The organism is Rosistilla carotiformis, assembly GCF_007753095.1.
Taxonomy (GTDB): domain Bacteria; phylum Planctomycetota; class Planctomycetia; order Pirellulales; family Pirellulaceae; genus Rosistilla; species Rosistilla carotiformis.
In genome coordinates this window covers 3,758,555-3,784,867 of the sequence record NZ_CP036348.1, presented here as the reverse complement: position 1 = coordinate 3,784,867, position 26,313 = coordinate 3,758,555, and the positions used below count along the sequence as shown (strand labels likewise).

17 protein-coding genes and 1 pseudogene are annotated in these 26,313 nt (G+C 56.8%); 14 read left to right on the top strand and 4 right to left on the bottom strand.

Annotation, left to right across the window (positions count from 1 at the left end; all coding sequences use genetic code 11):
* Positions 1 to 70: 70 nt before the first annotated feature.
* Positions 71 to 650 (bottom strand): annotated as a pseudogene (locus tag Poly24_RS27430) (integrase core domain-containing protein); the annotation flags it as partial.
* A gap of 278 nt (positions 651 to 928) precedes the next feature.
* Between Poly24_RS27430 and Poly24_RS13670 the strand changes: the two are divergent.
* The 6 genes from Poly24_RS13670 (at position 929) to Poly24_RS13645 (ending at position 10,251) form a co-directional block, all read left to right on the top strand.
* A complete protein-coding gene (locus tag Poly24_RS13670) occupies positions 929 to 2,611 on the top strand; it encodes a DUF262 domain-containing protein (RefSeq protein ID WP_145096108.1) in 1,683 nt (560 codons plus the stop codon).
* Positions 2,612 to 4,045: 1,434 nt separating this feature from the next.
* A complete protein-coding gene (locus Poly24_RS13660) occupies positions 4,046 to 5,158 on the top strand; it encodes a hypothetical protein (RefSeq protein WP_231753127.1) in 1,113 nt (370 codons plus the stop codon).
* A gap of 487 nt (positions 5,159 to 5,645) precedes the next feature.
* Positions 5,646 to 7,163, top strand: coding sequence for a sodium:solute symporter family protein (locus Poly24_RS13655; RefSeq protein WP_197451890.1), 1,518 nt, complete (start codon positions 5,646 to 5,648; stop codon positions 7,161 to 7,163).
* 1 nt (position 7,164) lies between these two features.
* Entirely contained in the window at positions 7,165 to 7,518 is a 354-nt protein-coding gene (locus tag Poly24_RS27070) for a hypothetical protein (protein WP_197451889.1), read from the top strand.
* 571 nt (positions 7,519 to 8,089) lie between these two features.
* Positions 8,090 to 9,190 (top strand): AI-2E family transporter, encoded by a 1,101-nt coding sequence (locus tag Poly24_RS13650; protein WP_231753126.1) that lies wholly within the window; start codon positions 8,090 to 8,092, stop codon positions 9,188 to 9,190.
* A 236-nt stretch (positions 9,191 to 9,426) separates the two neighbouring features.
* Complete coding sequence (locus Poly24_RS13645; protein WP_145096093.1) at positions 9,427 to 10,251, top strand: methyltransferase domain-containing protein; 825 nt, start codon at positions 9,427 to 9,429, stop codon at positions 10,249 to 10,251.
* Between the two features lie 169 nt (positions 10,252 to 10,420).
* Here Poly24_RS13645 and hrpB read toward each other — a convergent pair whose 3' ends face one another.
* On the bottom strand, positions 10,421 to 12,982 hold the full coding sequence (hrpB, locus tag Poly24_RS13640; RefSeq protein ID WP_197451888.1) for an ATP-dependent helicase HrpB: 2,562 nt from the start codon (positions 12,980 to 12,982) through the stop codon (positions 10,421 to 10,423).
* 1,413 nt (positions 12,983 to 14,395) lie between these two features.
* Between hrpB and Poly24_RS13635 the strand changes: the two genes are divergently transcribed.
* From Poly24_RS13635 to Poly24_RS13625, 3 genes are all read left to right on the top strand, one after another.
* On the top strand, positions 14,396 to 14,614 hold the full coding sequence (locus tag Poly24_RS13635; protein WP_145096087.1) for a hypervirulence associated TUDOR domain-containing protein: 219 nt from the start codon (positions 14,396 to 14,398) through the stop codon (positions 14,612 to 14,614).
* A 97-nt stretch (positions 14,615 to 14,711) separates the two neighbouring features.
* Entirely contained in the window at positions 14,712 to 15,965 is a 1,254-nt protein-coding gene (locus Poly24_RS13630) for a putative DNA modification/repair radical SAM protein (protein ID WP_145096084.1), read from the top strand.
* 71 nt (positions 15,966 to 16,036) lie between these two features.
* Positions 16,037 to 17,440: a UdgX family uracil-DNA binding protein gene (locus tag Poly24_RS13625; RefSeq protein ID WP_145096081.1), complete on the top strand. Its 1,404-nt coding sequence runs from the start codon at positions 16,037 to 16,039 to the stop codon at positions 17,438 to 17,440.
* Between the two features lie 80 nt (positions 17,441 to 17,520).
* Here Poly24_RS13625 and Poly24_RS13620 read toward each other — a convergent pair whose 3' ends face one another.
* Together Poly24_RS13620 and Poly24_RS13615 are read right to left on the bottom strand one after the other, a co-directional pair.
* Entirely contained in the window at positions 17,521 to 18,111 is a 591-nt protein-coding gene (locus Poly24_RS13620) for an N-acetylmuramoyl-L-alanine amidase family protein (RefSeq protein WP_197451887.1), read from the bottom strand.
* An 87-nt stretch (positions 18,112 to 18,198) separates the two neighbouring features.
* The gene (locus Poly24_RS13615; protein WP_145096075.1) at positions 18,199 to 18,498 is read right to left on the bottom strand and encodes an MTH1187 family thiamine-binding protein; all 300 of its coding nucleotides are present in this window, start codon (positions 18,496 to 18,498) and stop codon (positions 18,199 to 18,201) included.
* 448 nt (positions 18,499 to 18,946) lie between these two features.
* Here Poly24_RS13615 and Poly24_RS13610 point away from each other — a divergent pair, with 448 nt between their 5' ends.
* The 5 genes from Poly24_RS13610 to Poly24_RS13590 all read left to right on the top strand — a co-directional run bounded on the left by Poly24_RS13610 (position 18,947) and on the right by Poly24_RS13590 (position 26,130).
* On the top strand, positions 18,947 to 19,885 hold the full coding sequence (locus Poly24_RS13610) for an SMP-30/gluconolactonase/LRE family protein (protein WP_145096072.1): 939 nt from the start codon (positions 18,947 to 18,949) through the stop codon (positions 19,883 to 19,885).
* A gap of 122 nt (positions 19,886 to 20,007) precedes the next feature.
* Positions 20,008 to 21,483 carry a sulfatase family protein gene (locus tag Poly24_RS13605; RefSeq protein ID WP_197451886.1) on the top strand — a complete coding sequence of 492 codons (1,476 nt, stop codon included), beginning with the start codon at positions 20,008 to 20,010 and terminating at the stop codon, positions 21,481 to 21,483.
* 173 nt (positions 21,484 to 21,656) lie between these two features.
* The gene (locus Poly24_RS13600; protein ID WP_197451885.1) at positions 21,657 to 22,820 is read left to right on the top strand and encodes a putative glycoside hydrolase; all 1,164 of its coding nucleotides are present in this window, start codon (positions 21,657 to 21,659) and stop codon (positions 22,818 to 22,820) included.
* Between the two features lie 233 nt (positions 22,821 to 23,053).
* Entirely contained in the window at positions 23,054 to 24,403 is a 1,350-nt protein-coding gene (locus Poly24_RS13595; protein WP_145102885.1) for a sulfatase family protein, read from the top strand.
* A 170-nt stretch (positions 24,404 to 24,573) separates the two neighbouring features.
* The gene (locus tag Poly24_RS13590) at positions 24,574 to 26,130 is read left to right on the top strand and encodes a sulfatase family protein (protein ID WP_145096066.1); all 1,557 of its coding nucleotides are present in this window, start codon (positions 24,574 to 24,576) and stop codon (positions 26,128 to 26,130) included.
* Positions 26,131 to 26,313 lie beyond the last annotated feature (183 nt).

Sequence of the window (26,313 nt, the reverse complement as noted above, 5' to 3'; positions counted from 1 at the left end):
ACGAATGATCGGCTCAGGAGCCAGCAATCGATGATTCGCAGTCGTCCTAGAGTTAGTACGTACGCCGAACGGAATCAGCACGGCGATTCGCGAACTCCGATGGGGTTCGGTAGCCAAGCGAACTGTGCGACCGCCGAATGTTGAAGTCCCCCCGCCAAGCTCGTGCCTTTATCCGTGTTTGGTCTATACTGATCAAATCCGTGTGATGCTGATACTCGTCACGAAACCGACTGTTGAAACTCACGCACACACCGTTATGCCAAGGCGAGCCAGGTTCGATGCAGAGGACCTCAACCCCAATTTTAGCCAGCAATTGCTCGATCGCGGATGGTCGAGCACGCGACGGGCGCGTCATTGCGACACTGCGAACTACAGTTGGAGCCCTGCTTCTGCCGCGCGTCACGCTTTAGGGGTGGCCATTTTGCCTGGGTGATATCCTGCCGTATCGAAATTTCCGAAGCTTGTTCGGCCCCAAATTTCTTGAGTCGGTCGTTCTCCTCCTCACGTGCCCTTAGACATTTGCCCTCTCCGCTCTTCATGCCGCCGTACAGGCAGCGCCTGCGACTTAGCGTGGCATCGCTAACTTCCAGTTCTTGGAGAACTTCGCCCACGCTTTTGTCGGCGGAAAGCGTGGCATCCGCGTCATGCAGCTACTTGATGATCTTTTCGGGTGAATGTCGTCCTCGTTTCTTGCTCATGGTAAATCCTTTGCGGAAATTGGCTCTAGACTTTCATAACACCTGGAGCAGTTTTTGGAGAGCATTCCATGCGACACCAGTGAAGGGGGACTGGACGCCAACGTGCGTGCTTCGTATGACAAGTAACCTCTCTAACGAAAACGCGACGCCGTCTAATGCGCGAACCTGGACTACGCTTTGTCCGGAGAAACATTCGCTGCCAATTTCACCCCTTGCCGAAACGAGTTCTGATGCCAAAGCAAATTTATGGTGGCGAGCACCCTCTCAAAGAAATTTTCAGCTCGCAGTTTGACTTTTTGATCCCTCCATATCAACGGCCGTATGATTGGGACGCCGAGCAAGCAAACGAGTTGTTTGATGATCTGTTTGAGTTCTTTACGGAGCAGCCCAATGAAAACTACTTTCTCGGCAGCATCGTTCTGATCAAAGAGGAGAAAGTTCCGCGTGCGGAGGTGATCGATGGTCAACAACGTTTGACCACGCTGACGATTTTGTTAGCACTGCTTTCGCAAGCGGTCGACACGAAGCACAAGGACGCCTTCGTGAAGTACATACTAGAACCGGGCGATCCATTGGAGGATTTGGAGCCAAAACCAAGGCTGACGATCCGCGAAAAGGATCGAGACTTCTTCGAAAAACACATTCAGAAAGGCGATATCGGTGGTTTGCTGGCCAAGGACTCTCAAGCGTTGGACAACGATTCGCGTCGGAAGATCCAAGCCAACGCGAACACGTTGCGCGATCGTATCGAAGCATCGTTCAAGAACGATCACGCTGCAGTGTTTCAGTTTGGAAAGTTCATCGTCAATCAATGCTATTTGGTTGCGGTCGCCACGCCTAGCCAAAAATCAGCGTTTCGTGTTTTCTCGGTGATGAACAATCGTGGGAAAGACTTAAAGCCTATCGACATTATCAAAGCGGATTTGATCGGAAGTTTGCCGGAAACCGATCAGGAGGAGTACACGACACTTTGGGAGGATTTGGAAGCGGAGGTTGGACGCGACCAATTCAACGACTTGTTTAGCCACATCCGAACCATCTACGCCAAGACGAAAGCGAAGCATGATTTGCTACAGGAATTCAACACACATGTCTTGTCCAAGGAAAGCGACCCAGGTCGGTTCATCGGTGAAGTCGTCAAGCCATTGGCCCGATCGTTTGTCATCGCAACTGGGGCAAGCTATCAGTCCATCGCGAACAACAAACCGATCAATGACAACTTGCGATGGTTGGGGCGGATTCCTCAGTCGGATTGGATACCACCCGCGATTAGTTACTTGACGAAGTTTCGCGATCATCCAACTGATGTGCTTTGGTTCACGCAAAAGCTGGAACGGCTGGCCGCTTATCTGCTGGTAACCGGAAAATATGTCAACGCTCGGTTGGCACGATACGCAGAATTACTGGCGGAACTGGAGCGGGATCCTGGCAATGCAAAGCTGACGAGCGTTGAATTGCGAAATGATGAGATCGAAGAGTTCAACGGAGTTCTTTCGGGAGAGATCTACACGTTGTCGCCGCCTCGTCGAAATTACTTGATCTTACGTACCGATTGCTTCCTATCAGATTCGCTAGCGGAGTACGACTGTAAATTGTTGACGCTTGAGCACATCTTGCCACAGACAGTCAAAGACAACAGCCAGTGGGCAGAGTGGTGGCCGGATGAAAGAATGCGGCGTTTCTGGGTTCACCGTCTGGCCAATCTGGCCCCGCTGAACAGGCGACGCAATTCGAAGGCCAGCAACTACGATTTTGAAAAGAAGAAATCGGCGTACTTCAAGGGCAAAGACAGCGTGACGTCCTTCATTATGACAACGCAAGTTTTGTCTCACGACAATTGGGACGAGGCTGTAGTCAAGCATCGTCAGGCCGATCTGTTAGGTCTGCTTGCGGTCCGCTGGGAGTTAAAGTGACCGTAGCAAGTTACTTTTGCCGATCGAGTCAAAGCGATTCTGCACCAAAGGGATATCACTCAAGAAGAACCTGCGGCGCGAATCGAGCGCACTCAATTAGATATCGGATATGCGCGCTCGCAAAGCTCGACCGCAACGAAAGTCGATACTTAAAATATCGGCTGCACCCAACGTAGCTCCAACGCAGCGATGTCCATACCTCGAAGTCTCTGCGATTCTCGACTTGAGGGGATTCAGTAGGGGACATCCACAATATGATTGCCCTTAGGGAGGCCGTTGCCTTCGAATTGCGTAGCCAGGACGCCGCGGGATTAGCAGACGTCTAGGCATCTTTTGCGGGGGGCCGTGGAGATGTCACGGCAAGCCTGGGGCGAGATGATCGATCTCGTCCAGGTGCAGATTGTGCGTCGGTTGTGCGATGATCTGCGAAGCTTGTCCCCTCCGCAGATCTTGCACCGATTTTGGCTCGACGGCCCGACTGGTGCGACCTGGTCAAGCGATTCGCGCGACTGTACTAGCGGTCAGCCGGAACTGCGGAGAGTCTCTGCGCGGAAGCCGCTCGACGCAGCCAGGCCCTGGATGCAAGCTCCCGTCAATCCGTTGAAGGGTCTATCCCCAAATCACTACCTTCCCGAGTGAGCTGCACTGCGGCTACTCCGCACCTTCAGCAGCCCATCCAATGACTCTCGACTCTCCAGAAAATGCTCGCTTTAGCTCTAAGAATGGTTGTCCCCAAAATGCACCTTTATAGACCACAGCATCCTGATTGGATCGCAGTCGGTCCGCAGCCGTCCAAAGCTTCTTGTCGAGCTCATTCAAGAACTGCTGCGCGTCCGATGCCGCCATGATTCACTGTTCGCTGGGTAAAGAAGAACGAAAGCAGCGCGTGACGCATTCCCCTCTCGTAGTGTTGCCTTTGCACTGCAAGGATCGTATTGTCTACGTGCACCGCAAACAAGCAGGCTTCACACCGCTTGCAATCTTGAACATCTTATCGGCGAATCGACTGGCCCCGAGACGGTTGCCAAACCGTCAAACCGAATGAGCAATCGTCTAGTAGCGATCCGTCTATCCCGATGATCTCTCGGCATTGGGGACAGCTGTTGCAGGTCTAGAAACCATTTTCCTGCGTGCGTTTCTTCGGCTACGATGCGATGAACCACAGCTGCGTGGCATTTTGGGCAGAAGCGTAAGCTTGATTCCGTTAGCGATGTCGGTGGACCTAACATGTTGGATTCGGTATCGGACATCAAACGGTCGTAACGGCTGCACCGCCGATCGGTATCACCAGACCGTTGGACAGCCGGGGCGGTTTTGCTAAAAGAGGTTTCGAGCACACCATTGAAGAGAGCTGTCGACGTGCTGGTCGGACCTGGCGATTCTGGAAATCCAAACGCGCAGTAGTTCTTCCCCCAGATTTCTTGGACGAAAACGATGTCAGAGTATCAATGGATTGAATTTCGTGCAGTGGACGGGCCGCTCGATGATGCAAGCTTGGAATTCATGCGCCAACAATCCACTCGAGCGGAGATTTCCCGTTGGTCATTCACAAACGAATATCACTTTGGCGATTTTCGCGGTGATGTCGACCAGATGATGCGGCGTGGCTACGACGTTCATGTCCACTACGCCAACTATGGAATCCGGCGAGTCGCTTTCCGACTGCCCGACGGGTTTCCTTTTGCCGACGCGATCGAACCTTATCTGTTCGAGGAGGGAATCTATTGGGAACCCGATGGAAGCGGGACAGCAGGAATTCTGACCTTAGAACCCGAAGGCGACGCGGGGACTTGGGAATGGATGGAGGATGTTCAGAATCTCGCTAGCGATTTGATTCCGATTCGTGAGATGTTAATCGTTGGGGATCTGCGACCGCTGTACATCGCGCATCTCGCATTCAATTGGAACGACGACGCGATTGAGCCGCCAGTACCAGCGGGACTTCGTGACCAACACTACGCGCTAGACCGGTTGCGCAGTTTTTACGAGATTGCCCCGGACCTATTGTCGGTCGCGTCCGAAGCATCTCCAGAACGGAACAAGAGCGCAAGCGACGATTCCATGATCGACAATTGGATGGCATCGCTCTCCGAGGCAGAACTGGCGGAGAACTTACGGCGTTGCTTAACCGAGCCGAAACTCGCTGCATCGCAGTTGCTCACAACAATCCGCACCCAGGCGTCTGAGGCTCCAAACCTTGGAACTGGGGAGCGTACATTGGGACAATTGCGAGAGGCTGCGTCCAAAATCGAAGCCGAACGATTGCGAATCCAACTTGCAGAGGCGGCAAAACGATCGGCAGAACAAAAAGCCGCAGCGGAGAAAGCACTCGAAAAACAATTGGCTTCAATCGCCGAAAATCCCGAACTTACAATCGGTCGCATCGACAGCGCGATCTCCGAAAAAAAACGCCCCGCCTATCAGCGTGCAGCTAAGCAACTAGGCTTGCTTGCTATGGCTTGCGGCAAACCGATGGCGGACGCGATTCGGCAAAAGTATCCCACACGCAGCGCATTGAGCAGTGAACTAAAAAAGGAAGGCTTCTAAGGGACGGCTCAAAAATGACTTCCCGATTCAATCTTTCATAACGTGCCAATCGGATGTCTCGTTCTTGGCTGAAGCTCGAACTGGAACCTTTAAGTTTAAGGGACGGGTTTAACCCGTTGTGAGGAAATTGTACTTCGAGAGCTTGGCGTCGTGCCGGATGTAGTCTCTGCTCAGAAATCGCTCGGTCGCCTGCACGCCACGCCGATAAATCCGTTTCGAGATTGCGACTTTAACCTGCAGCCCAGTGCTCGTGGCGGCTGATAACTCAAATTGAAACACTGAATAGCCCTGGCCGTCCCTTAGCGATATCCCACGCAGTTTTTTTCCCGACCGCGAAATGATCCAGGGCGATGTCTCGAAGATTCTTAAGCCCCCCTCCCTTTTCCTGCGGAGGCTGAAATCGGCTAACGTATACGGATTCCGCTTCGTCCAGCTCCTTAGATCGTCGCGACGGTCGCGACGATTCACCCCCAGCCAAGAACCCAATATGATCCTAACCGCTATCGACTATGCGATCATCGGTGCCTACTTCGCCATCACGATTGGGATCGGATTCTGGTTCCGCAATCGAGCCAGCAAGGACATTGCGGAGTATTTTGTCTCTGGACGGTCGTTGCCATGGTGGATTGCCGGGACGTCGATGGTCGCGACAACGTTTGCCGCAGATACGCCGTTGGCCGTAACTGGGCTTACGATTCAGCACGGTCTGGCCGGGAATTGGGTTTGGTGGTCGTTTGCGCTCGGTGGCATGATCACTGTTTTCGTTTATGCCAAGCTGTGGCGAAGGTCGGGCGTGATGACCGACGTCGAGCTCGTAGAGCTACGCTACTCGGGCAAATCGGCGGCCCTGCTGCGTGGTTCCCGGGCGATCTACGTCGCCCTGATCGTCAATCCGATCATCATCGGTTGGGTGACGTCGGCGATGTTCATGGTGTTGGACGAAACTGTCTTGTTCGAACTGCCCGCGTCGACGCTCGAACAAACGGTATTCGGCGATAACGCGCTGTCGGTTCGGCCTTGGTTGATCATCGCTGGAACGCTGATGATGGTGGGCGTCTATGGGACGCTTTCGGGGATGTGGGGCGTTGCCGTCGCTGATGCGCTGCAATTCTGTCTCGCGATGTTCGGCTGTATTGCCTTGGCATGGCTGGCGATCGCGCACTTCGGTGGCGCTTCGCAATTGGAAGCCAAAGTGATCGAGAACTTTGGCGAGGGCGGCACGGCAGCGTTTGATTTGATCCCCGATTTTACAGGTGCCAACGCATGGCTGCCGCTGCATGTATTTTTGTTGCTGCTGTTGGTGCAATGGTGGGCGACATGGTATCCAGGCGCTGAACCCGGCGGTGGCGGATTTATCGTTCAGCGGATGGCGGCTTGCAAAGATGAACGTCATTCGCTGCTCGCGACGCTGTGGTTTCAGATCGCCCACTACTGTGTTCGTCCCTGGCCATGGTTAGTCGTAGCGCTGGCTGCGCTTGCGATGTACCCGGAACTGCGTCAAAGCGAACTTGCGGATCCCGCTTTTAACTCTGGCGTCGGTTTTCCGAGAGTGATGCGCGACCTCAGTCCTCCGGGACTTCGCGGCCTGTTGACTGTCACGTTCTTCGCCGCGTTCATGTCGACGCTCAGCACCCAAATGAACTGGGGCGCATCGTATATTAGTTCGCGATGTCTACCAGCGGTTTATGCGTCCCGACGCAACGGAAAAACAATTAAACCGAGCGTCGCGTTATGCGTCGCTGATCGTGTTGCTGGCCGGTGGCGTCGCGTCGGTGCTGATGTTTGGCCAATCGGTCGACGCTGCTTGGCGGTTGTTATTGGCGTTGGGCGCTGGCACAGGAGCCGTTTTTATGCTGCGTTGGTTTTGGTGGCGGATCAACGCTTGGAGCGAGATCGTTTCGATGTTCGGATCGCTTCTGTTTTTCTTGACAGTCGAACCGATCGCGCTTGCCAGCGGACTGGTGTCCGCCGATGGCGGCGGCCCCATCTTAGGGCCGGAGGTTAAGATGTTTTCTGTTGCCGTGATGACGATCGCGCTGTGGGTGATCGTTACTTGGTTAACGCCCCCCGTCGATGACGCGACGCTCGATAGGTTCTTTCAAATGGTCAGGCCGGGCGGACCGTTTTGGAAGCCGGTCGCCGAACGCAATCCCAACGTCAAGGTCGATACCGACATTGGCCTTTCGATCCTAACCGCCCTCTCCGCAACGGGGATCGTTTACGCGGTGCTGCCGGGAATTGGGAACCTGATCTTTGGGCACTACCAAGCCGCGGCGCTGTGCGGCGGGATCGCCGCCATTTTGACAGCGATCGTTGCCGTTTTGGTGAAGCGATTGACACGAGTCGATTCTCATTCGTAGGAGCAGCAGTAGGGGACATCCACAAAATGATTGCCTTTGGCGTGGCGGTTGGCCTCGAATTGCGTCGCCAGGACGCTGCGGGAAGAACGGGCGTCTAGGCATTTTACTGGGGGCTTGTTGATGTCTCCGCAGGACTGGGACGAGGCGAGCCATCTGGTCGAGCGGTTTGTTCTTTCGAGTGACTCGACTCTGGGGTGGTTCCATTTGTCGCCCCGTCCCATGCAAGTTTTGCTGCTAAATACTGCAGCGATCGAGAGTCGTTCGCTCGGTTGCAGCTTAGAGGCAACCACGTCGGGTGCAAGTTGACGCGTATTGAAGCAACTGACATTGGTGGTCGGGTGCAGGGCAGGAAGAACAAACGCAGAGGCGCCGAGAACGCAGAGTGTCTTTCGCCCACGGCCCCTCTGCGATCTCTGCGGCTCCGCGTTTCAATCCCGTCATTTCCTTGTGAGGTCAAGCGAACATTTATATGGGGAGCGTCTCTTTCGGCGCCGCCATCGCTTCCCCACTCTGAGCGTTCTTGGTATTTTCGTTCTTTATGATTCCCAAGGACCCAACGACAGACACTCGCGTGCAAACTGTTTGCCTGATGGCATTGGCCGTCGTTGCAGTCACTTTCTCGATCTATTGGCTCCGCCCGGTGTTGGTGCCGCTGGTGGTCGCGCTGATTGTGGTCAGCGGGGTAAGTCCCATTCTGACGACGCTGGAGCGGCGTTTGGGCGTGAACCGGTTGATTGCCGCGGGGCTCACATTTGTCTCCGGCGTGGGACTCATGATTGCGTTTGGGTTCTCCGTTTGGATGTCGATGGTCGATCTGAATGCCAATTCCGAAATGTATCGAGTTCGCGTTCAAGAAATTGTCGACTGGGCCGAACTCCGCGTCGAAGCGATCGGCAGTCGCATGGAAGAAGAAGCGGCTCTCTTTTTGCCTACAAGGGAATTGTCAGTCGACGCGACCAAGTCGCCTGAAATCGTTAAAGCAAATGAGCCCCCGATGCGAGACGCGAGCGAGTTTGTCGACGCATTTATCCGGGACGGGATTTCGATCATCTCTCAGGCATTTATCAATCTTGTGTCGACGTGTGCCATCGTGATGATCTATGTCTTCTTTCTGTTGATCGGCACACCGACGGTCGGCGACGATTGGCCGATGGTCCGCGAGATCGATCAACAAATCCGTTCCTACCTCGGACTCAAGACGATCATTTCCATCTTCACGGGATTGGCTTTTGGCATCGCGCTGCGGATGTTCGGCGTCCCGATGGCATTCACCTTTGGCGTTTTGGCGTTCCTCTTAAATTTCGTTCCAAACATCGGTCCGCTCGTTGCCAGCCTGCTTCCGATTCCACTGATCCTGCTGAATCCAGAAGGCAGCATCGGGTGGATGGCGTCGGCGATCGTCGTCACGTGCGGTATTCAGGGCATCAGTGGGAATTTGATCGAGCCGAAAATCATGGGCAATTCATCCGACCTGCACCCTGTCACGGTGCTGGTCGCACTCATGTTTTGGGGAATGATGTGGGGAGTGATTGGGATGTTTCTCGCGACCCCCATCACTGCGGCCATGAAAATACTGCTGCAACGCATCGATTCCACCAGGCCGCTTGCCGATTTGATGGCTGGGCGATTTTCTGCCAACGGGGCTGCAGAAGATCGCAGTTTGGTCGTGTGAAAAGCGTCGATCGCCCGGGGCTCTTACGGAACCTTGTGGTTTGGCCAAGGGATGTCGTTTGCAAAGATAGGTTGAGCATCGGTTGCCCGACGCGAGTGAACAGGCCTGCGGCTCGGGGAAGGGAGCGGTCGACGATACCGATAACGATTCGGTTCTTGCCCGCAGGACGCGTGACAGAATCCTTGCACGCTGTGAAGCCCCCTGTAAGTTTGTGTCGTCGCATTTACAATCGGGCGATGTTTCAACTGCGCTGTACCGTCCGAGATTGTCAAGAATTGCTTGAGCCATGCGAGCGAGGCCTAGCGTGCCGCGCCGGCCATCATTTTGATCAAGCCAAACAGGGCTACTGGAATCTCCTGCAACCTCAGGATAAGAAGTCGAAGAATCCTGGCGATTCGCTGGATGCTGTTCTGGCCCGTCACCGTTGGCTTCAACGTGGGCACGCAACATCCCTGATCGAAACGCTGCGTCCGTGGGTTGCGACGGCCGCCACGCTGACGAATCAAAGAACGCTTGATTTAGGGTGTGGTGAAGGATCGTTTGGTCCTGCCTTGTTTCCCGACGACGCCGATTCGTACTGCGGTATCGACCTGTCCCGGCGCGCTATCAAGTTGGCTGCTCGCCGGTGGCCTGAGGCGACTTGGGTGCTGGCGAACGCGGATCGCGAGTTGCCGGCCGCCGATCAAAGTGTTCAACGCGTGATCTCACTTTTCGGGCGGCGTCCGGTTTCGGAGATCTATCGCGTTCTTGCGCCCGGGGGGATCTGTGTGGTTGCCGTGCCGGGCGAAGATGATTTGATCGAACTTCGCGAGAAGGTCCAGCAAGCTGGCCATCGCCGCAGTCGTTGGGAAATGATTGCCGACGAGATGACGGATGCCGGTCTTGAAGTCGTGGATCGGAAGCATTGGCACATCAACGTCAACCTAGATCCGGACGCGATTGCCGACGCGTTAGCAATGACCTACCGTGCGGTCCGCCATTCCCAGAAGTCTCGCTTGGATTTCGTTCAGGCGATGGACGTCACGCTGGCTGCGGACCTGCTGCTGCTGCGGCGGAATTAGATCTCGGGGCTTCCGCCCCGAGCTAACGACGTGGACTTCTCCGGAGTCTATCCATGTGCGAGGCGGCGATTCCTTTTGCCGTGCAATGCATCAGTAAATCGCCAAAATGAACTTCCCACCTCGCAACGCCAAGTAATTTCGTGGTTGCCTGACGGGTACGATCGGCGGCTTATTTTTTCTCGGGCCTGCGTTGTTGCATGCCGTTGCGAGTCGCCTGGGCCGACAGAGGATCCTCGGGCCAATGGTGTTTGGGGTATCGCCGCCGCAGTTCTTTGCGAACCACCGTGTAGGTCGTCTTCCAAAAGTTGGCGAGGTCGTCGGTGATCTGCTGGGGCCGTTGATTGGGGCCCAATAAATGCAATTGCAATCGGACACGTCCGCCGGCGATCCGCGGCGTGTCGGTCCATCCAAACAGCTCCTGCAGCTTGACGTGCATCACCGGCGGCTTGCCCGGCGTGTATTCGATCGTCCGCCAATTGCCGCTGGGCACCTGCATCCTCGCGGGCGCATGACGCTCGATCGCTTGCTGCTGCGGGTAATCGAAGCTGCCGAGCAAATGGTCCAACCACGGGGCGGAACGCAATTGGGCAAACGAGGTCCGCGATTGGCAAAGCTCGCGCAGCACCTGGTTGATGCGGTCGTCGTCCAGCGGCGGCAATCCCAGGTCGGGGGCGTGGCTGTTGAGAAACGCAACGCGGTGGATCAAGCCAGCGACCTCCGGCTTGTCGGGTGGAAAGACGCGGGCATGCTCGAGAGCGGCTTCGTCGTACAACAACTGCGCGGTCTCGGGCGAAGGCGTGCAAGCGATCGGAGCCTCCGACAGTAGCAGATCGGAAAAATAGAGGCAGCGCCGCATCTGTACGGCTTGCGATTGCGGATCAAAACGGGGCTGATCGACCCGCCGCACCTGGTCGTCGTCCAACCAGCGGGCGTCGATCTGTGTCGCCATGCGTACTTGTGCCTCGGAGCCCGACGCTTCGACATCCAAGCAGAGGAACAACTCTCCGCGATCCGCCTGCGCTGTCGCCACGTGACAGGCGACCGATCCGCGATGCAGTCGAACCCCGCGGCCACCCACCATCACGCCCTGCGCGCTGCCGGGCGATCTGCGTCGGGCGACGCGATCGGGAAATGCGGCGAGCAAGGCACGGGCCAGCAAATCGGCGGCGACCGTTGCGCCGTCCGACAACTGCTGTCGCGGCGACGACTTCGGCCGTCGACCCGCCAAGCGATCGGCAACCTTCCAGATCGTCTTCACCGCGCCCGGATGCACCCGAACGTTGGCGTTGCCGGCCCGCAGGTCCTTGAGCATCTGCACGCGGAGCGCAACGTCACAACTGCCGACATCCGCTCCCGATGGCAATGAATCGCGATCAAACGGGCTGCGCTCGGTCAGCAAAGCGGCAGCCAGAGCCGCATCGTCGGCGATCCCCAGTCGTTCGGCTTCGACGAGAAACCGGGCAAGTCGCGGCGACAGCGGTTGGGCAGCCATCTGTTTGCCCATCGAGGTTACCGCGCGATCGGCATCGACTGCGCCCAGCAATTCCAACAACCGGTACGCCCGGTCGACCGAATCCGAGCGAGGCGGCGTCAGCCATGGAAAGTCGGTCGCGTCGCGTTCACCCCAGGCGGCCAGCGTTAACGCAGCGCCGGAAAAGTCCGCTCGCAAGATTTCCGGCGAGTCGGCTGGAGGCCGCGTCCGCTGAAGGGTCTCGGGCCACAATCGCCGGCAGACACCCGGTTCGGTACGCCCGGCTCGCCCGGCCCGCTGCGTCGCCGAAGCCTGCGAGATGTTTTCGATCTGCAGCCGGGGCAGCCCGACGCGGTCGTCGTAACGCAACACGCGAGCCAGCCCGCTGTCGATCACTCCGGTCACGCCTGGGATGGTGACCGAGGTTTCGGCGACGTTGGTCGACAAGATTACTTTACGCTGGCCGCTCGCGGCGATCACACGGTCCTGCTGGTCGGGCCGCAGGTCGCCGTAAAGTTGCATCACCTGGTAATCGCCGGCCAAACCGGCTGCTTCGATCGCATGCTGAGTTCGACGGATCTCGCCGACGCCGGGCAGGAACACCAGGATATGGCCGGCAGTGCTGTGCAACATTTCCGGCAACGCGGCCACCACCTGGTTTTCAATCCGATCGGTCGACAGATCGCCCGCATGCGAGATCGCGACGTCGAACGAGCGCCCACGACTCTCGATCCCTTCGGCATCTCCCAGGAATTTGACAATCGGCTCGGGCTGCAACGTGGCCGACATGATGACCAGTCGCAGGTCGTCGCGTAGCGTCCGACGGATGCGGCACAACATCCCCAGTGCGAGATCACCGTCGAGCGAGCGTTCGTGGAATTCGTCGAGGATCACGCAACCGACGTCCTCCAAAAGAGGATCGTCCTGCAGCCGACGCAGCAACATGCCGGTTGTCATCGCGATCAAACGCGTCTCGCTGCCGACTTGGCGATCGAAGCGGACGTGGTAGCCGACTTCGTTGCCGAGTTTGGATTGCCGCAGCGTTGCCAGCCGAGCTGCGGCGCTGCGGGCTGCCAAGCGACGCGGTTGGACCAACAGAATTCGACCGGACTGCCCGGCCGTCGACGCGGACGCGTCAGAACCCAACAGGGCCAACGGCACGCCGGTCGTCTTGCCGGCTCCCGGCGGCGCCTTGAGCACCACCGACCGTTGGCGCGCCAACGCCGCCGTGATTGCATCGATACAATCCGCGATCGGCAATCGTTCTATTTCCAGGTCGGTAATAACTTAATACTCCGTTGCACCTAAGGGCCCTATTCAGCAGCAAGCACAGCGTTTTCACGTCTAACCGCAATACCGTTCAACGAAGCGTCGTGGACGAGGCGACGAGTCCATTTGCATGCATCAGACCAAATCGCTGGGACTCGTAACCTCGTCCACGACATCTCGCCGCGCATTCTTGCGACGGTCCGAGGCTCCTTCGTTGAACGGTATTGCGTTTAACCGCGTGGGCATCACCCCGCGTTTTGAAGGGCCACGCGGCCCGATGGGCTCGCGGTCAAACGAAAACACTCAAGACGACTGCTTAGAACAGATTTTATCGACCCGAAAATGCGAATCGTCAACTCAGGTGACCGCTTCCCCGGTTCAATTCGCGAAGTTATCTCAAGCGGATGGTCTGGAAAAGCGAGTTGCCGTTAACGCGAAACCTCGCCACGGGTGATGGCGTGGAGGGATACAACATTCGAAGGTGGGGGCGTTTTTGTGCCGCGTCGGGGCGGTCAACTTCCCGTCTCGCAAAGTCGCGTTCCGGCAGGACGTCGTGAAATGGATCGCTCTCGTCGAACTCCAGCCAAACCATAAAGGGGGCCGAGAGTCGACGGATGTCGGCCATGCGGTAGCTAACCGTCGCGACCGAGACATTGAGCCGATCCGCAGCGGCACGCATGCTCCGTGCGTCGGCCGCAACATTCTGTAAAACGTTGCGTTCAAAGGATCGCAATGCACTTTGCTTCGCCTCAGATCGCCGAGGAGTTTCAGCAGAATGATGTGGGGCAGAATGAGTCGCGTTTGCGGTAGTGGACGAGGCTACGAGTCCCTCCTCCAACGTTGCCGTCGTGTTGCTTGAGGGAGGACTCGTGACCTCGCCCACTACAGACTCGGTAGTGGACGAGGCTACGAGTCCCTTCTCCAACGTTGCTGTCGTGTTGTTCGGGGGAGGACTCGTGACCTCGTCCACTACAGACTCGGTAGTGGACGAGGCTACGAGTCCCTTCTCCAACGTTGCCGTCGTGTTGTTCGGGGGAGGACTCGTGACCTCGTCCACTACATTCTCGGTCGTGGACGAGGTTGCGACGGATCGTAAACGAGCTAGTTGGCAGCTCGTCGGCCAGCGTTTAACGACAATCCTATACGAACGTGCTTTGCCGTTGACGGACACGCGCGCAACCCGGCGTATGTCGCTTGGGGGGAACGCGGGGGCTGGACTTCTTCTCAACGAACCGCCTACTGACCCGCTCGATCTCAAGCAACTCAGTAACTCCTTTTCGCAACGCCTGGCTGACGGACTGGAAACATTTGCTGCGTTGGCCCAAACCGGCGTTTGGCATCAGGATTGCACTGCTAACAGGCTTGTGTCGCAGTCCGAAGTCCAGCGTTCCAGGGAGCGAGAAGATGAGCCAAGAATTTCAGAAGAACCAATCCGTCCAATGGAACTTCGGTTCCGGCGTAGGGAAGGGGAAGATCAAAGACGCGTTCATAAGCAAAGTCACGCGAACCATTAAGGGGAGCGAAGTGACTCGCAATGCAACGGAAGAAGAACCGGCCTACCTGATCCATCAGGACGATGGCGATGAGGTGCTTAAGTGCCAAAGCGAGTTAACGAAGGCTTAGTTTTGCGGTTTTATTCGCTTGTGGATTTGCGCGAGTTTCATGCCGTTTGGGACTTGTGGCGAAAACGATCACGGCGATCACTGACTTGGAATGATGGATGGATGTACGAGACAAACTGACGGTTTTGGCCGACGCAGCGAAGTACGACGCGTCGTGCGCCAGTAGCGGTTCGAAGACGACACGACCAGGCAGCACGATCGGCAGCACCGAGGGGATGGGGATTTGCCACAGCTACACGCCCGATGGACGCTGTGTCTCGCTGCTGAAAATCCTGCTGACCAACTACTGCATCTATGACTGCCAGTACTGCGTCAATCGCATCTCCAGCGATACCCCACGGGCTCGGTTTACGGTCGACGAAGTTGTCTCGCTGACGATGGAGTTCTACAAACGTAACTACATCGAAGGACTGTTCCTCAGTTCGGGGATCATTCAAACATCCGACTACACGATGGAGCAATTGATCGCGGTCGCCAAAAAGCTGCGAACGGAGCAACGTTACGGCGGGTACATCCATCTGAAGACGATCCCCAACGCGTCGCAGTCGCTGATCGAGGAAGCCGGTCTGTGGGCGGATCGCTTGAGCGTTAACATCGAACTGCCGACCGAAGGCGATCTTTATAAGTTGGCCCCCGAGAAAAAGAAGCCTCAAATCGAAGGGGCGATGGCGGGCATCCGCAACAAGATCGACGAGACCAAGCAAGAACAAAAGGCTGGATTCAAACCGCCGCGTTTCACGCCCGCTGGCCAGAGCACGCAGATGATCGTCGGCGCGACCGACACGCCCGATGTCGAAGTTCTCAAGACGGCATCGCAACTGTATAGTTTGCAGAACTTGCGCCGCGTTTATTATTCCGCCTACAGTCCCATCCCGCATGCCGATGCGCGTCTACCCGGTCAATCGCCGCCTCTGGTTCGCGAGCATCGCCTGTACCAAGCCGATTGGCTGATCCGCTTCTACGGATTCGACGCAAGCGAAATTGTGGCCGAAGCGGATCAGAACCTCTCGCTGGACATCGATCCCAAACTGGCCTGGTCTTTGGCGAATCGGCACTACTTTCCCGTCGACGTCAACAAGGCCAGCCGGGAAGAGTTGCTGCGAGTTCCGGGGATTGGTGCGAGGAACGTCAAACGCATCTTGAACATCCGTCGCTTTCAGTCGCTCGCCAGCGGCGACATGAAGAAGTTGCGAGTCGCCTGGAATCGCGCCAAGTTCTTCGTCTTGACCGCCGATCACAACCCCGCGTTGTTAAATCTGGACAAGCTCGACTTGCGGGCCAAGGCGAAACCGAAGACGAAACAGTTGCTGCTGTTCGACGCCGCAAGTTCTGCTCTCTCCGGTGAAGTCTAACTGCAGAGCGGCCGCATTCCATCGGCCCCAAACAAGATGCCCCACGCCGCGTCCCGCTGAAAGTTCCCCTCATGCAATCCATTCACGTCGATACCTTTGACGACTGGCGCGACGCAGCGCGACGTCTATTGGCGTCGGGCGTTTCACCGACCGACGTGCAATGGATCGGGGGTGCAGAGCGATCTCTGTTCGATGACGCACCATCGCCAACCGCTGCGGAGCATGGTGGAAGAGGCACAACGCCAAGCGTTCCGAAAGCGTTTCTGGAGCTCGCCCGATACGTCGCCTGCCATCGCGAATCGGGCCGTTGGTCGTTGCTGTATCGAACGTTATGGCGTTTAACCCACGGTGAGCGTCATCTGCTGCAGGTGACCACGGACGACGATGTTCATCAATTGATGCAGATGCGAAAAGGGGTCTCCCGCGACATCCACAAGATGAAAGCCTTCGTGCGTTTTCGTAAACTCGAGACCGGCGGCGCGGAGGAGCAGTTCGTTGCTTGGCACCGTCCCGACCACCGGATCGTTCGTTTGGCCGCACCGTTTTTTGCACGTCGTTTCGGAGGCATGCATTGGTCGATCCTCACCCCGGACGAATCGGTGACTTGGGATCAGACTTCGTTGCACTACGGACCGGGAGTGCCCGCTTCGGAAGCTCCCAACCAGGACGCGTTGGAAGATCTGTGGAAGGCCTATTACGCATCGATCTTCAATCCGGCACGCGTGAAGGTCGCCGCGATGAAGCGTGAGATGCCCGTGCGACATTGGCCCACGCTGCCCGAAGCCACGCTGATCGACGATCTGTTGCGGCAGGCACCTGCCCGCGCTGACGCGATGATTCAAACTAACGAAGGTTTTGCCGAAACGGCGGCCCACTTCATGCCTGAGCGTGGCGACTTGGTGTCGCTGCGTCTTGCGGCCGCCAACTGCCGTGCCTGTCCGTTGCACCAGTGTGCCACGCAAACGGTCTTCGGCGAAGGTTCGCCGTCGGCTCGCATCGTGTTGGTCGGAGAACAACCCGGCGACCGCGAAGATATCCAGGGGCATCCGTTTGTCGGCCCGGCGGGCAAGTTGCTCGACGAAGCACTGAAACACGCAGGGATCGAGCGTCGCGAAGTTTACATCACCAACGTTGTTAAACACTTCAAATTTAAGGAAACCGAGACTCCGCGTGGCAAGCGGCGTTTGCATCAGAAACCGGATTCGCGAGAGATCTACGCCTGTCGGCCTTGGTTGGAAGCGGAGCTTGCCGCGATCGGTCCCCAGGTGATTGTTTGTCTGGGAGCAACCGCGGCCCAAGCGTTGTTTGGGCGCGACTTTGCCATCACGAAAGATCGAGGAAACGTGATGCGAACCGATTGGTGCGACATCACGATCGCAACTTGGCATCCGGCAGCGATTCTGCGGATGCAAGATGCGTCGCGACAAACGCAGATGCGGACGCAGCTTGTCGAAGATTTGACATCGGTTAAGTAGCGGGTCGATGGGGGAACGGGTTTGCGCGCGACTCGGGGGGGAGTTCGCCTGAAGGCTCGACTCCAGCTCTCGCACCGGGATTAGAGATACGCCTCGATCGCTTCGGCGAGCGCTTCGGCAATCGAGTCTTTGTAACGCGCGTCTTTTAACCTACGTTCATCCGATTCGGCGTTTGTCTTGCCGGGGCCGGTGATGAAGCTGATTTCCACCAAACAACGCGCCGTTTTGGCGAGGTGATTCTGCGGATTCAAAACGCCCAGTCGTCGCTCATCTTTGATTCCGCGATCGCGATAGCCAGTGACACCGACTGTCGCTTTCTGAACCAAGTTGGCCAACACATACGATTTCTCCGTCGGACCGGTGCCGGGCCAGACAAGTGTTTCGGTTCCCTGCACGTTTGGATTGGAAAAGCCGTTGAAGTGGATCGAAAGAAAAACATCCGCCGCTGCGTCTCTGGCAACGTGAGCCCGCGCCGCAATCCCGACGTTCACATCGGTCTGTCGCGTCATCCGCACGTCGTGCATCGCCGACAGGATCCGCTGCACTCGTTTAGCGATGTCCAAGGTGAGGTCTTTCTCGAGCGTCCCCTCCGGCGCGGTGGCATTGTTGGCGGAGGATCCGCCTACTTTTGTGTCACCGCCGTGTCCGGCGTCGATCACGATAATCGCCATAACTTCTTGCCTTGTTTCGTGCGGTTTCATGCCTGTCGGACACTTCCGTCATGGCCGGTTGGAAACCGGATTGGGGCGGTGGAGCAATCAAAGATTCCCATTGGTTACGCTGTCGATTTTATCCTGCATCGTTTGGTCGCGGTCAGTGCGTGTTCCCACCTTGATGCTTGTCGTGATGCGTGGTGCCCCCATCGCATGAACACGCTCGTGGCAACGCTTGATCGCGGCAAACACATCGTCCCATTCCCCTTCGATGTTCGTGCCATAGGCGTGCAACTGGTGCTCCAACCCGGCTTCTTGCAGCACCTTCTGACATTCGGCTACGTACTTGCTGACCGAAACGCCAACTCCAATCGGAACGACGCACAAATCGACGATTACTTTCATTTCCATTGAGTCCTCAAGGCATTGGCCCATCAAGTCGGATCGTCCGCGTCCTGCCCGATTCCAACTCAAGCAGATCTGCGGATCGGACGCTCGCCCACAAACCGTAAGCGAGATCTTGAGCGTAGCCGAAAATTGCCCTCGCGTCTTCCCGTTTCAGTGTCTTGCGGTCGACCGGGTTGAGCTCTTGCGTTCGCGTGCCATCACGTTGGAGGAATCCAAAACGCCGAATCGCTCGGGACCGATCAACGCCTTTTTTGGTTCGGCTTGCTGATTTGTGATATGTTAAACCGGCCCTGCGCAACGGAGGCGAAGCTTCCGTGGCACCCGCAATAACCGCAAGCGTCCTGCCCTTGGCGCAGAATAACCATGTTCCATGGCATCATAAAGATGCAAACGACTGTCTGACGCGGAGACGATCGCGCTCGCAAACAAATCGATGAGAAGCAAGATGAATTCCACAGCACGATTGGCCGCTCTGATCGCTTTCCTCTCCTGTGCGACCCCGACGATTGGTGAAGAGACGACGCACAGCTTCCTAGCATGTGGTCAAAAGACCTACATCATGGATGCCGACGGAAAGGCGACCTGGACCTACCCGGCCTCCACACGAGACGGCTATGTGCTGCGCGACGGCTCGATCGTTTTGACGCTCAGCAAATCAAAGCGTCATCGCGGTGGAGCGGTTGTCAAAATTGCCCCCGACAAAACCGAAACCCTGCTTTGGGAAGGAACGCAAACGGAAGTCAACAGTGCGCAGCCAACTGCCGAGGGGAATCTTGTCATCACCGAAGCGGGGGACCAGCCACGCCTAATCGAAATCGATCCCGAGGGAGAGATCGTCCTGGAATTCCCGTTGGCGTGTCAAAAGAAGAATCATCATATGCAGACGCGGATGGCCCGGAAGCTCGCCGATGGAACTTTCCTCGCACCGCATCTGCTGGACTTCGCCGTCTTCCACTACGGCAGAGATGGTGAAGTCTTAAACAAGCTGGACACCACCGTCCCCGGCGATACCGAACATAAGGTCCACAGCTGGCCGTTCACCGCGATCCGGCATGGCGACGGGCACACACTCGTATGCTGCACCCACGGAAATCGCGTCGTCGATTTCGACAGCAACGGCAAGATCGTTTGGACGCTTACCAACGATGATTTACCGGGCAACTGGCTTCAAGATCCCTGCGGGGGCCAGGTGCTTCCCAACGGTAACATCGTGATTGCCAGCTACGCCGCCGGACGGGCCGATCCAAACGCTCCGAAACTGTTTGAAGTGACACGCGACAAGAACGTTGTCTGGAAATATGTCGACGGTCAAAAGGTCGGAATCCATCACTTTCAATTGCTCACCACCAATGGGAAGCCGTTGCAAGGGCCGGTTCTAAAGTAGACGCAAATCGCCGAAGTGGCATTCGGCCCAACACCGGCCACTGGCCCTAACAATTTTCGTGAGTCCTGCTTTACAAGGCGAAGCAGATGATGCAGCATCCAAAGTTCCATCGAAGTATGACCATGAAAATGTTGCACGTCCTGGGGCTTGTCAGCGTCGCATTGGCTCCGATGTTGGCAGCCGCGGCCCCTCCGAACTTTGTCATCATTTTCACCGATGACCAAGGGTATCAGGACGTCGGCTGCTTCGGTTCCCCCGACATTCGCACTCCATGTTTAGACGCCATGGCACAGGCGGGAATGAAGTTCACCAACTTCTACGCTCAACCCATTTGTGGACCCTCGCGAGCTGCCCTGATGACAGGATGCTATCCTCTGCGTGTTGCCGAACGGGGGAACACGAAACAGGTGCATCCTATTCTGCACGAGCAGGAGATCACGATCGCTGAAGTGCTGAAACCACAGGGCTACGCCACAGCCTGCTTCGGAAAATGGGACCTGGCGAAACACGCTCAGACAGACTTCTTCCTCGACCTCTTTCCGACTCACCAGGGATTCGACACTTTCTACGGAACGCCCACCAGCAATGACCGCGTTGTGAATCTCTACCGAAACGATGCGTTGATCGAAACCGACTCCGATATGGCCACGTTGACTCGGCGTTACACCGATGAAGCCATTGCGTTCATCGAAAGGAAGCGGGATCAGCCGTTTTTCGTTTACCTGGCTCACACCATGCCGCACACGCGACTCGATGCATCGCCGAGGTTCAAGGGGAAGAGCCAACGCGGACTGTATGGGGACGTGATTGAAGAAATCGATTTCAACGTCGGCCGCATCCTGGAGACGCTCGAAAAATTGAAGTTGGCTGAAAATACGTATGTTCTGTTCACCAGCGACAACGGCCCATGGCTGACCAAGAACAAGAACTATGCAGACGGACACCGACGATCTGACAATGGAGGATCAGCGGGACCGTTGCGGAGCGGCAAAGTGTCGACATTTGAAGGGGGCGTGCGAGTCCCCGCGATCCTATGGGGACCGGGCAAAGTCCCTGCGGCCACGGTTTGCGATTCCATCGCCACGACGTTGGATGTGATGCCAACGTTTGCATCCCTTGCCGGTGCGCCGGTGCCGTCGGATCGAGTGATCGATGGCGAAGACATTCGCCATCTCTTCCATGGCGAATTCGACAAGGCGAATCCCGAGAAGACGTACTTCTACTACTTGCGAGTTCATCTCCAAGCGGTACGTCAGGGGAAGTGGAAATTGCATGTACCTCGAGCGTCAGAACCAGTCGGAGTCGCTCCGTTCAGCCGCAACACACACATCGGTCCCGAGGATCGTGTCGGCTTTGATGAACCGTTTCTAGTCGACTTGGAGAACGATCTCGGTGAAACTTCCAATCTTGCGGCGGAGAATCCAGCGGTGGTTGATCGCTTGATTGGACTTATTGAATCGATGCGTGAAGACCTAGGCGATCATGATCGCGTTGGAAAAAACATGCGTTTTTTCGACGCATTGGACGACCGCCCGGCAACGCCACCCGTCCCTGCGCCTCCGAAACGGGGACGGCAGTCGTCGCCACCTCATCAGTGAAACCTTCTATAAACGGTTCCCCCGACATAACATTATCCAACGACCGGCCGCAACCTCCTATGAAATACGTCGTCTTCTCTCTGAGCATCTCATGCATCCCCTTTGCCCTGACGGGGAGGATCCGTGATCGGTCTACCTTCCGAGGGTTCTTGGCGTTGTGTGGACTGATGGTTTTGTTAGTTCCTGTTGCGATAGCTCAGGAACCGGAGCCGTCGTCCGGTGACGCTGCGGCGATTCGACCTGAATATCCCGACTTCAGCTGGCAGCGCATTCCGTTGTACATGCACATTCGCAAAGCCAAGACCTTTACCAACCGTGAGATCGCTTTTTTGGCGAAGTTCCCATTGATCACCTTCGAGAAAGCCAATGGACATCAGGACCATGGTTCGGTCGAAGCGGGAACGTTGGCCGCGGCGAAAGCGGTCAAGAAGCTCAATCCAAACGCAAAGATCCTCTATTACCGCAACGTGATCGTTCATTATGGCGACTACAAAGTGGACAAACAGCTTGAGGAAATTCCAGGTGCGTTGCTGCGCGATGAACAGGGTAAAACGAACCTCGTTCGCAATCGCTCCGCCGCTTACGATTTGTCCAACCCCACGCTTCGCAAATGGTGGATCGATTCCTGCAAGGTCGTGACGGCCGATGCGTCCATCGACGGTCTCTTCATCGACGGCAACATCAAAGCGCTCGAACCGGGCTACCTACGCCGACAGATCGGGGCGGAGAAGAAGGACCAAACGATCGACGGGTATCACTTGTTGATGAACCAAACACGCGAAGCCATCGGCCCGAACAAACTGATGATCGGCAATATTCTTCGGGCCCGCTTCGATGATGGGGGACTTGAGTATTTGGATTACTTCGACGGTTCGTACCTCGAAGGCTTCTTCCACAACGTGGGTGGGGTGAGCTATCCGCAATACGTTGCCAAAGGGATCGACACGATGCAGCGAGCGGCACGCCAGGGCAAGATCATCGCCTTCACCACCGGTTTCAACGCCCCCAAGAACACAAGCGATCTCGGCATCGACGAAAGCCACGGAAGCATTGAATCCGATGCGGCCGCCCGCGAAGCCCTTGTCTATCCCTTGGCCATCTTTCTGATCTGCGCCGAAGAGCACAGCTACTTTCGCGTCCACGAAGGTTACTCTGCCAACGGGAATGATCGTTGGATGCGATGGCTTCCCGAGTATGACCGCCCCCTTGGCCCACCCGTCGGTCCGGCAACGAAGGAAGGCTACCGCTACTCGCGGAAGTTCCAACATGCAGCGGTTCAACTCGATATCGAAAAGCGGACCGCAAGCATCCAATGGATTAGGGAGAATAGAGAATGAACCGAGATGCCATCCCTCAAAACGCTGGACCTCCACGACGCCAGGTCGCCGCGGCCCGGGACTTTGTGCGACTCGGAGCTATTGAACGTTGCGTGGATTTTTTTGTGCACCACCTAGAAGAATCGATCGGAACCATGAACCCATTATTCATTCGATCTACCAATCCAACCCCTCGTGACCCGAGGATCGTTTCGAGCCTTCCGCATCGGAAGCGTTATCGACGCGTGTTGCGGATGTGGGTGTTTCTTTTGCCGCTTGTCGCTTCAATCGCTGCCGCTGAATCCGAGCCATCCCGCCCCAACATTGTGGTCGTTATGGCGGACGATATGGGCTGGGGAGATTCCGCGACGTACGGTCACCCGCAGATACAAACACCCCATCTCGACAAGTTGGCAGCGGAAGGCGTGAAATTCACTCAGTGCTATTCTGCCTGCGGCGTCTGTTCACCGTCGCGTTCTGCGATCCTGACCGGCCGGACTCCTTATCGCAACGGGGTCTATCGGCATCTGTCGGGGAACCACGCCGCTCATTTGCGAGCGAGTGAGATCACGTATCCGAAACTACTGAAATCGATCGGTTACGCAACCTGCCATGTCGGCAAATGGCATCTCGCATCGAAGCCCCAATTCAACACCGCGGACTATCCACAACCTGGCGATCACGGTTACGACTATTGGATGGCAACCCACAACAATGCGGAACCGAGCCACAAGAACCCACGCAACTTCGTCCGCAATGGTGAACCAGTCGGTGAACTTCAAGGCTATTCCGCGCCGTTGGTTGCCAGCGAAGCTGCGCGTTGGTTGAGTGATTTACGAGACAAGTCGAAGCCGTTCGTATTGTCGGTCTGGTTCCATGAACCGCACTCCCCGATCGCGACCGATCCGCAGTTTCGCAAGTTGTATGATGGGCACGAGAACGCAACCTACATGGGCAATATCACTCAGCTCGATCACGCACTTGGGATCGTGTTGCAGGCATTGGATCAGGAAGGTGTTCGCGACAACACCTTGGTGATCTTTACATCGGACAATGGGCCGGTCGCCAGGTTCGGCGGGACGACGGGCGGTTTGCGCGGCGGTAAACGTAGCGATCATGAAGGTGGAATCCGTGTGCCCGGTGTCGCCCGTTGGCCGGGACACATCGAACCGGGAACCGTTAGCGACGTGGCGGTGATCGGAACCGATATTTTCGCCACCGTGCTGGATATCACCGGCGTTCCGCTTCCCAAGGACCGCACCATCGATGGCGTCAGCATGGTGCCTGCATTTAAGGGAGAACCGGTCGAACGAAAGATACCGCTGTTCTGGCGAACCCACGTCTCGCCACCGGCAGATCGCGTCGCCCTTCGGATCGGCGACTGGAAACTGGTCGGCGACGAAACGCTCACAAAATTCCAATTGTTTGAGATCCAGAAAGATTGGAAGGAAGAACACGATCTCGCCGCTTCCATGCCGGAGAAGACCGAACAGATGAAGCAGCGGATGTTAGAAGTCTGGAGGGGCATCGAAGCCGAAGGCCCCGACCACTGGTGGAAGAACGAACGGCAACAACCGACGCGAGGCGGAAAGGTGAACTATTGATTCAACCGTTCCACCGCCCATTCCCTTGACGTTCTCTCCACCGTAAGTGTTCACCGCGCCGGCGTTCAACCGCAGGAACGCAAGCCATCACCGACTGTCCCGCGTTTCGAATGCGATCCGATTCGAGAACGCCCCATTCCTTACGCCCCCTACGTTTTCAAAGCGACGATATGTGTGTCGATTCCATCATTCGAGTTATCGCCCTGTTCCTGCTATCGACGGCGACGGCGTTTGCCGCGGAAAGGCCCCCCAACGTTGTTCTGATCTTCGCCGACGATCTCGGCTACGGTGACCTTGGATGTTACGGCGCCACGAAAGTGCAAACGCCCAATATCGACAGGCTGGCAGCCGAAGGACGTCGGTTTACGGATGCCCATTCGGTGTCGGCGGTTTGCACACCGTCGCGTTACGCGTTGCTGACCGGGCAATATCCAGTGCGGGCCGGAGGCAAAGGCGTGTGGGGACCGGCACCGATCAATTCGCCCCTGATTGTCGACACCGAGAAGACGACGATTGCTGATGTCTTCAAAACCAGCGGTTACGACACCGCCGCGATTGGAAAATGGCACTTGGGATTTGGCGAGGGGACGAATCACTGGCAGGGTCGACTGCGTCCCGGACCGCAGGATCTCGGCTTTGACTACTACTTTGGCATGCCAGTGGTCAACAGCGCGCCCCCCTATGTCTATGTGGAAAACGATCGCATCGTCGGCAGCGACCCCAACGATCCGTTGGTCTATCTTGGCAAGAACGCGCAGGGGACCACCCCGATCACTCCGATTCCGCCCGAAGCCGCACAGCGTACCGCCAATCTGTTTGGTGGAGCCAAAGAAGCGCACCAACGGTTCAACGATTATCAGGTCGGAACCACGCTCGCACGAAAATCGGTCCAATGGATCAACAACCGCCAAGACCGCCCTTTCTTTCTCTACTTGGCGACCACCAACATCCACCATCCGTTCACGCCGGCCCAACGATTTCAGGGAACCAGCCAGTGTGGACTCTACGGCGACTTTATCCACGAACTCGATTGGATCGTCGGCGAAGTTCTTGGGTGCCTGGAAGACAACGGGCTGCGCGACGACACGCTGGTGATTTTCACCAGCGATAATGGCGGCATGTTCAATCGCGGTGGACAGGCCGCGTTCCACGCCGGGCATCGACCCAATGGCGATCTGCTGGGATTCAAGTTTGGCGTTTGGGAAGGCGGTCACCGCGTGCCGATGATCGTTCGTTGGCCAGGTAAGGTGAAGGCCGGAACCACGTCGAAACAATTGATCGGCAACGTCGACATGCTTGCGACGTTTGCTGCATTAACGCATCAGACGCTGGACAACGTTCAGCGGGCCGACAGCGTCAACATGCTTCCTGCGATGTTGGACGATCCCGATGCCCCGATACGCGACCATCTGCTCCTGGCTCCGCACAAGGGGACGCACCTGTCGATACGCAAAGGCAGGTGGATGTATATTCCCGGAAAAGGGAGCGGCGGGTTTGGTGGCAGAAAGCCAGGCGTTCACACTTTCGCCGGCCCCGCTGCGGCCAGCTTCGTAGGCGCCGTCAACAGCGACATTCAAAATGGCAAGATCAAGCCGGAGGCACCCGCTGCGCAGCTTTACGACCTGGACGCCGATGTCCATCAAACGCAGAACCTCCACGACGAACATCCCGAAGTGGTCGCGCAGCTGAAGGCGTTGCTGGATGCGTACCAACCAAAATCCGACTAACGTCGACGCCGCGGCACGAACTCCGCGAACGAATCGCCCACGCTCATCGGAACAACGCATCGATCAACGCTGGCCTGCGCTGCCAATGAGTTCCCCAGCGCGTGGAGTTGTCTTCGGTATTCTCATTGGATCGCCCGCCTCTCGTCGGTTGGCATCGCAGGCAGAGATGCAGACCGGAGCATC

Bases quoted from the DNA above. Each gene is read 5' to 3' on its own strand.
- Poly24_RS13670 (WP_145096108.1), top strand. From the start codon at position 929: ATGCCAAAGCAAATTTATGGTGGCGAGCACCCTCTCAAAGAAATTTTC.
- Poly24_RS13660 (WP_231753127.1), top strand. From the start codon at position 4,046: ATGTCAGAGTATCAATGGATTGAATTTCGTGCAGTGGACGGGCCGCTC.
- Poly24_RS13655 (WP_197451890.1), top strand. From the start codon at position 5,646: ATGATCCTAACCGCTATCGACTATGCGATCATCGGTGCCTACTTCGCC.
- Poly24_RS27070 (WP_197451889.1), top strand. From the start codon at position 7,165: ATGTTTTCTGTTGCCGTGATGACGATCGCGCTGTGGGTGATCGTTACT.
- Poly24_RS13645 (WP_145096093.1), top strand. From the start codon at position 9,427: ATGTTTCAACTGCGCTGTACCGTCCGAGATTGTCAAGAATTGCTTGAG.
- Poly24_RS13635 (WP_145096087.1), top strand. From the start codon at position 14,396: ATGAGCCAAGAATTTCAGAAGAACCAATCCGTCCAATGGAACTTCGGT.
- Poly24_RS13630 (WP_145096084.1), top strand. From the start codon at position 14,712: ATGGATGTACGAGACAAACTGACGGTTTTGGCCGACGCAGCGAAGTAC.
- Poly24_RS13625 (WP_145096081.1), top strand. From the start codon at position 16,037: ATGCAATCCATTCACGTCGATACCTTTGACGACTGGCGCGACGCAGCG.
- Poly24_RS13620 (WP_197451887.1), bottom strand. From the start codon at position 18,111: ATGGCGATTATCGTGATCGACGCCGGACACGGCGGTGACACAAAAGTA.
- Poly24_RS13615 (WP_145096075.1), bottom strand. From the start codon at position 18,498: ATGAAAGTAATCGTCGATTTGTGCGTCGTTCCGATTGGAGTTGGCGTT.
- Poly24_RS13610 (WP_145096072.1), top strand. From the start codon at position 18,947: ATGAATTCCACAGCACGATTGGCCGCTCTGATCGCTTTCCTCTCCTGT.
- Poly24_RS13605 (WP_197451886.1), top strand. From the start codon at position 20,008: ATGAAAATGTTGCACGTCCTGGGGCTTGTCAGCGTCGCATTGGCTCCG.
- Poly24_RS13595 (WP_145102885.1), top strand. From the start codon at position 23,054: ATGTGGGTGTTTCTTTTGCCGCTTGTCGCTTCAATCGCTGCCGCTGAA.
- Poly24_RS13590 (WP_145096066.1), top strand. From the start codon at position 24,574: ATGTGTGTCGATTCCATCATTCGAGTTATCGCCCTGTTCCTGCTATCG.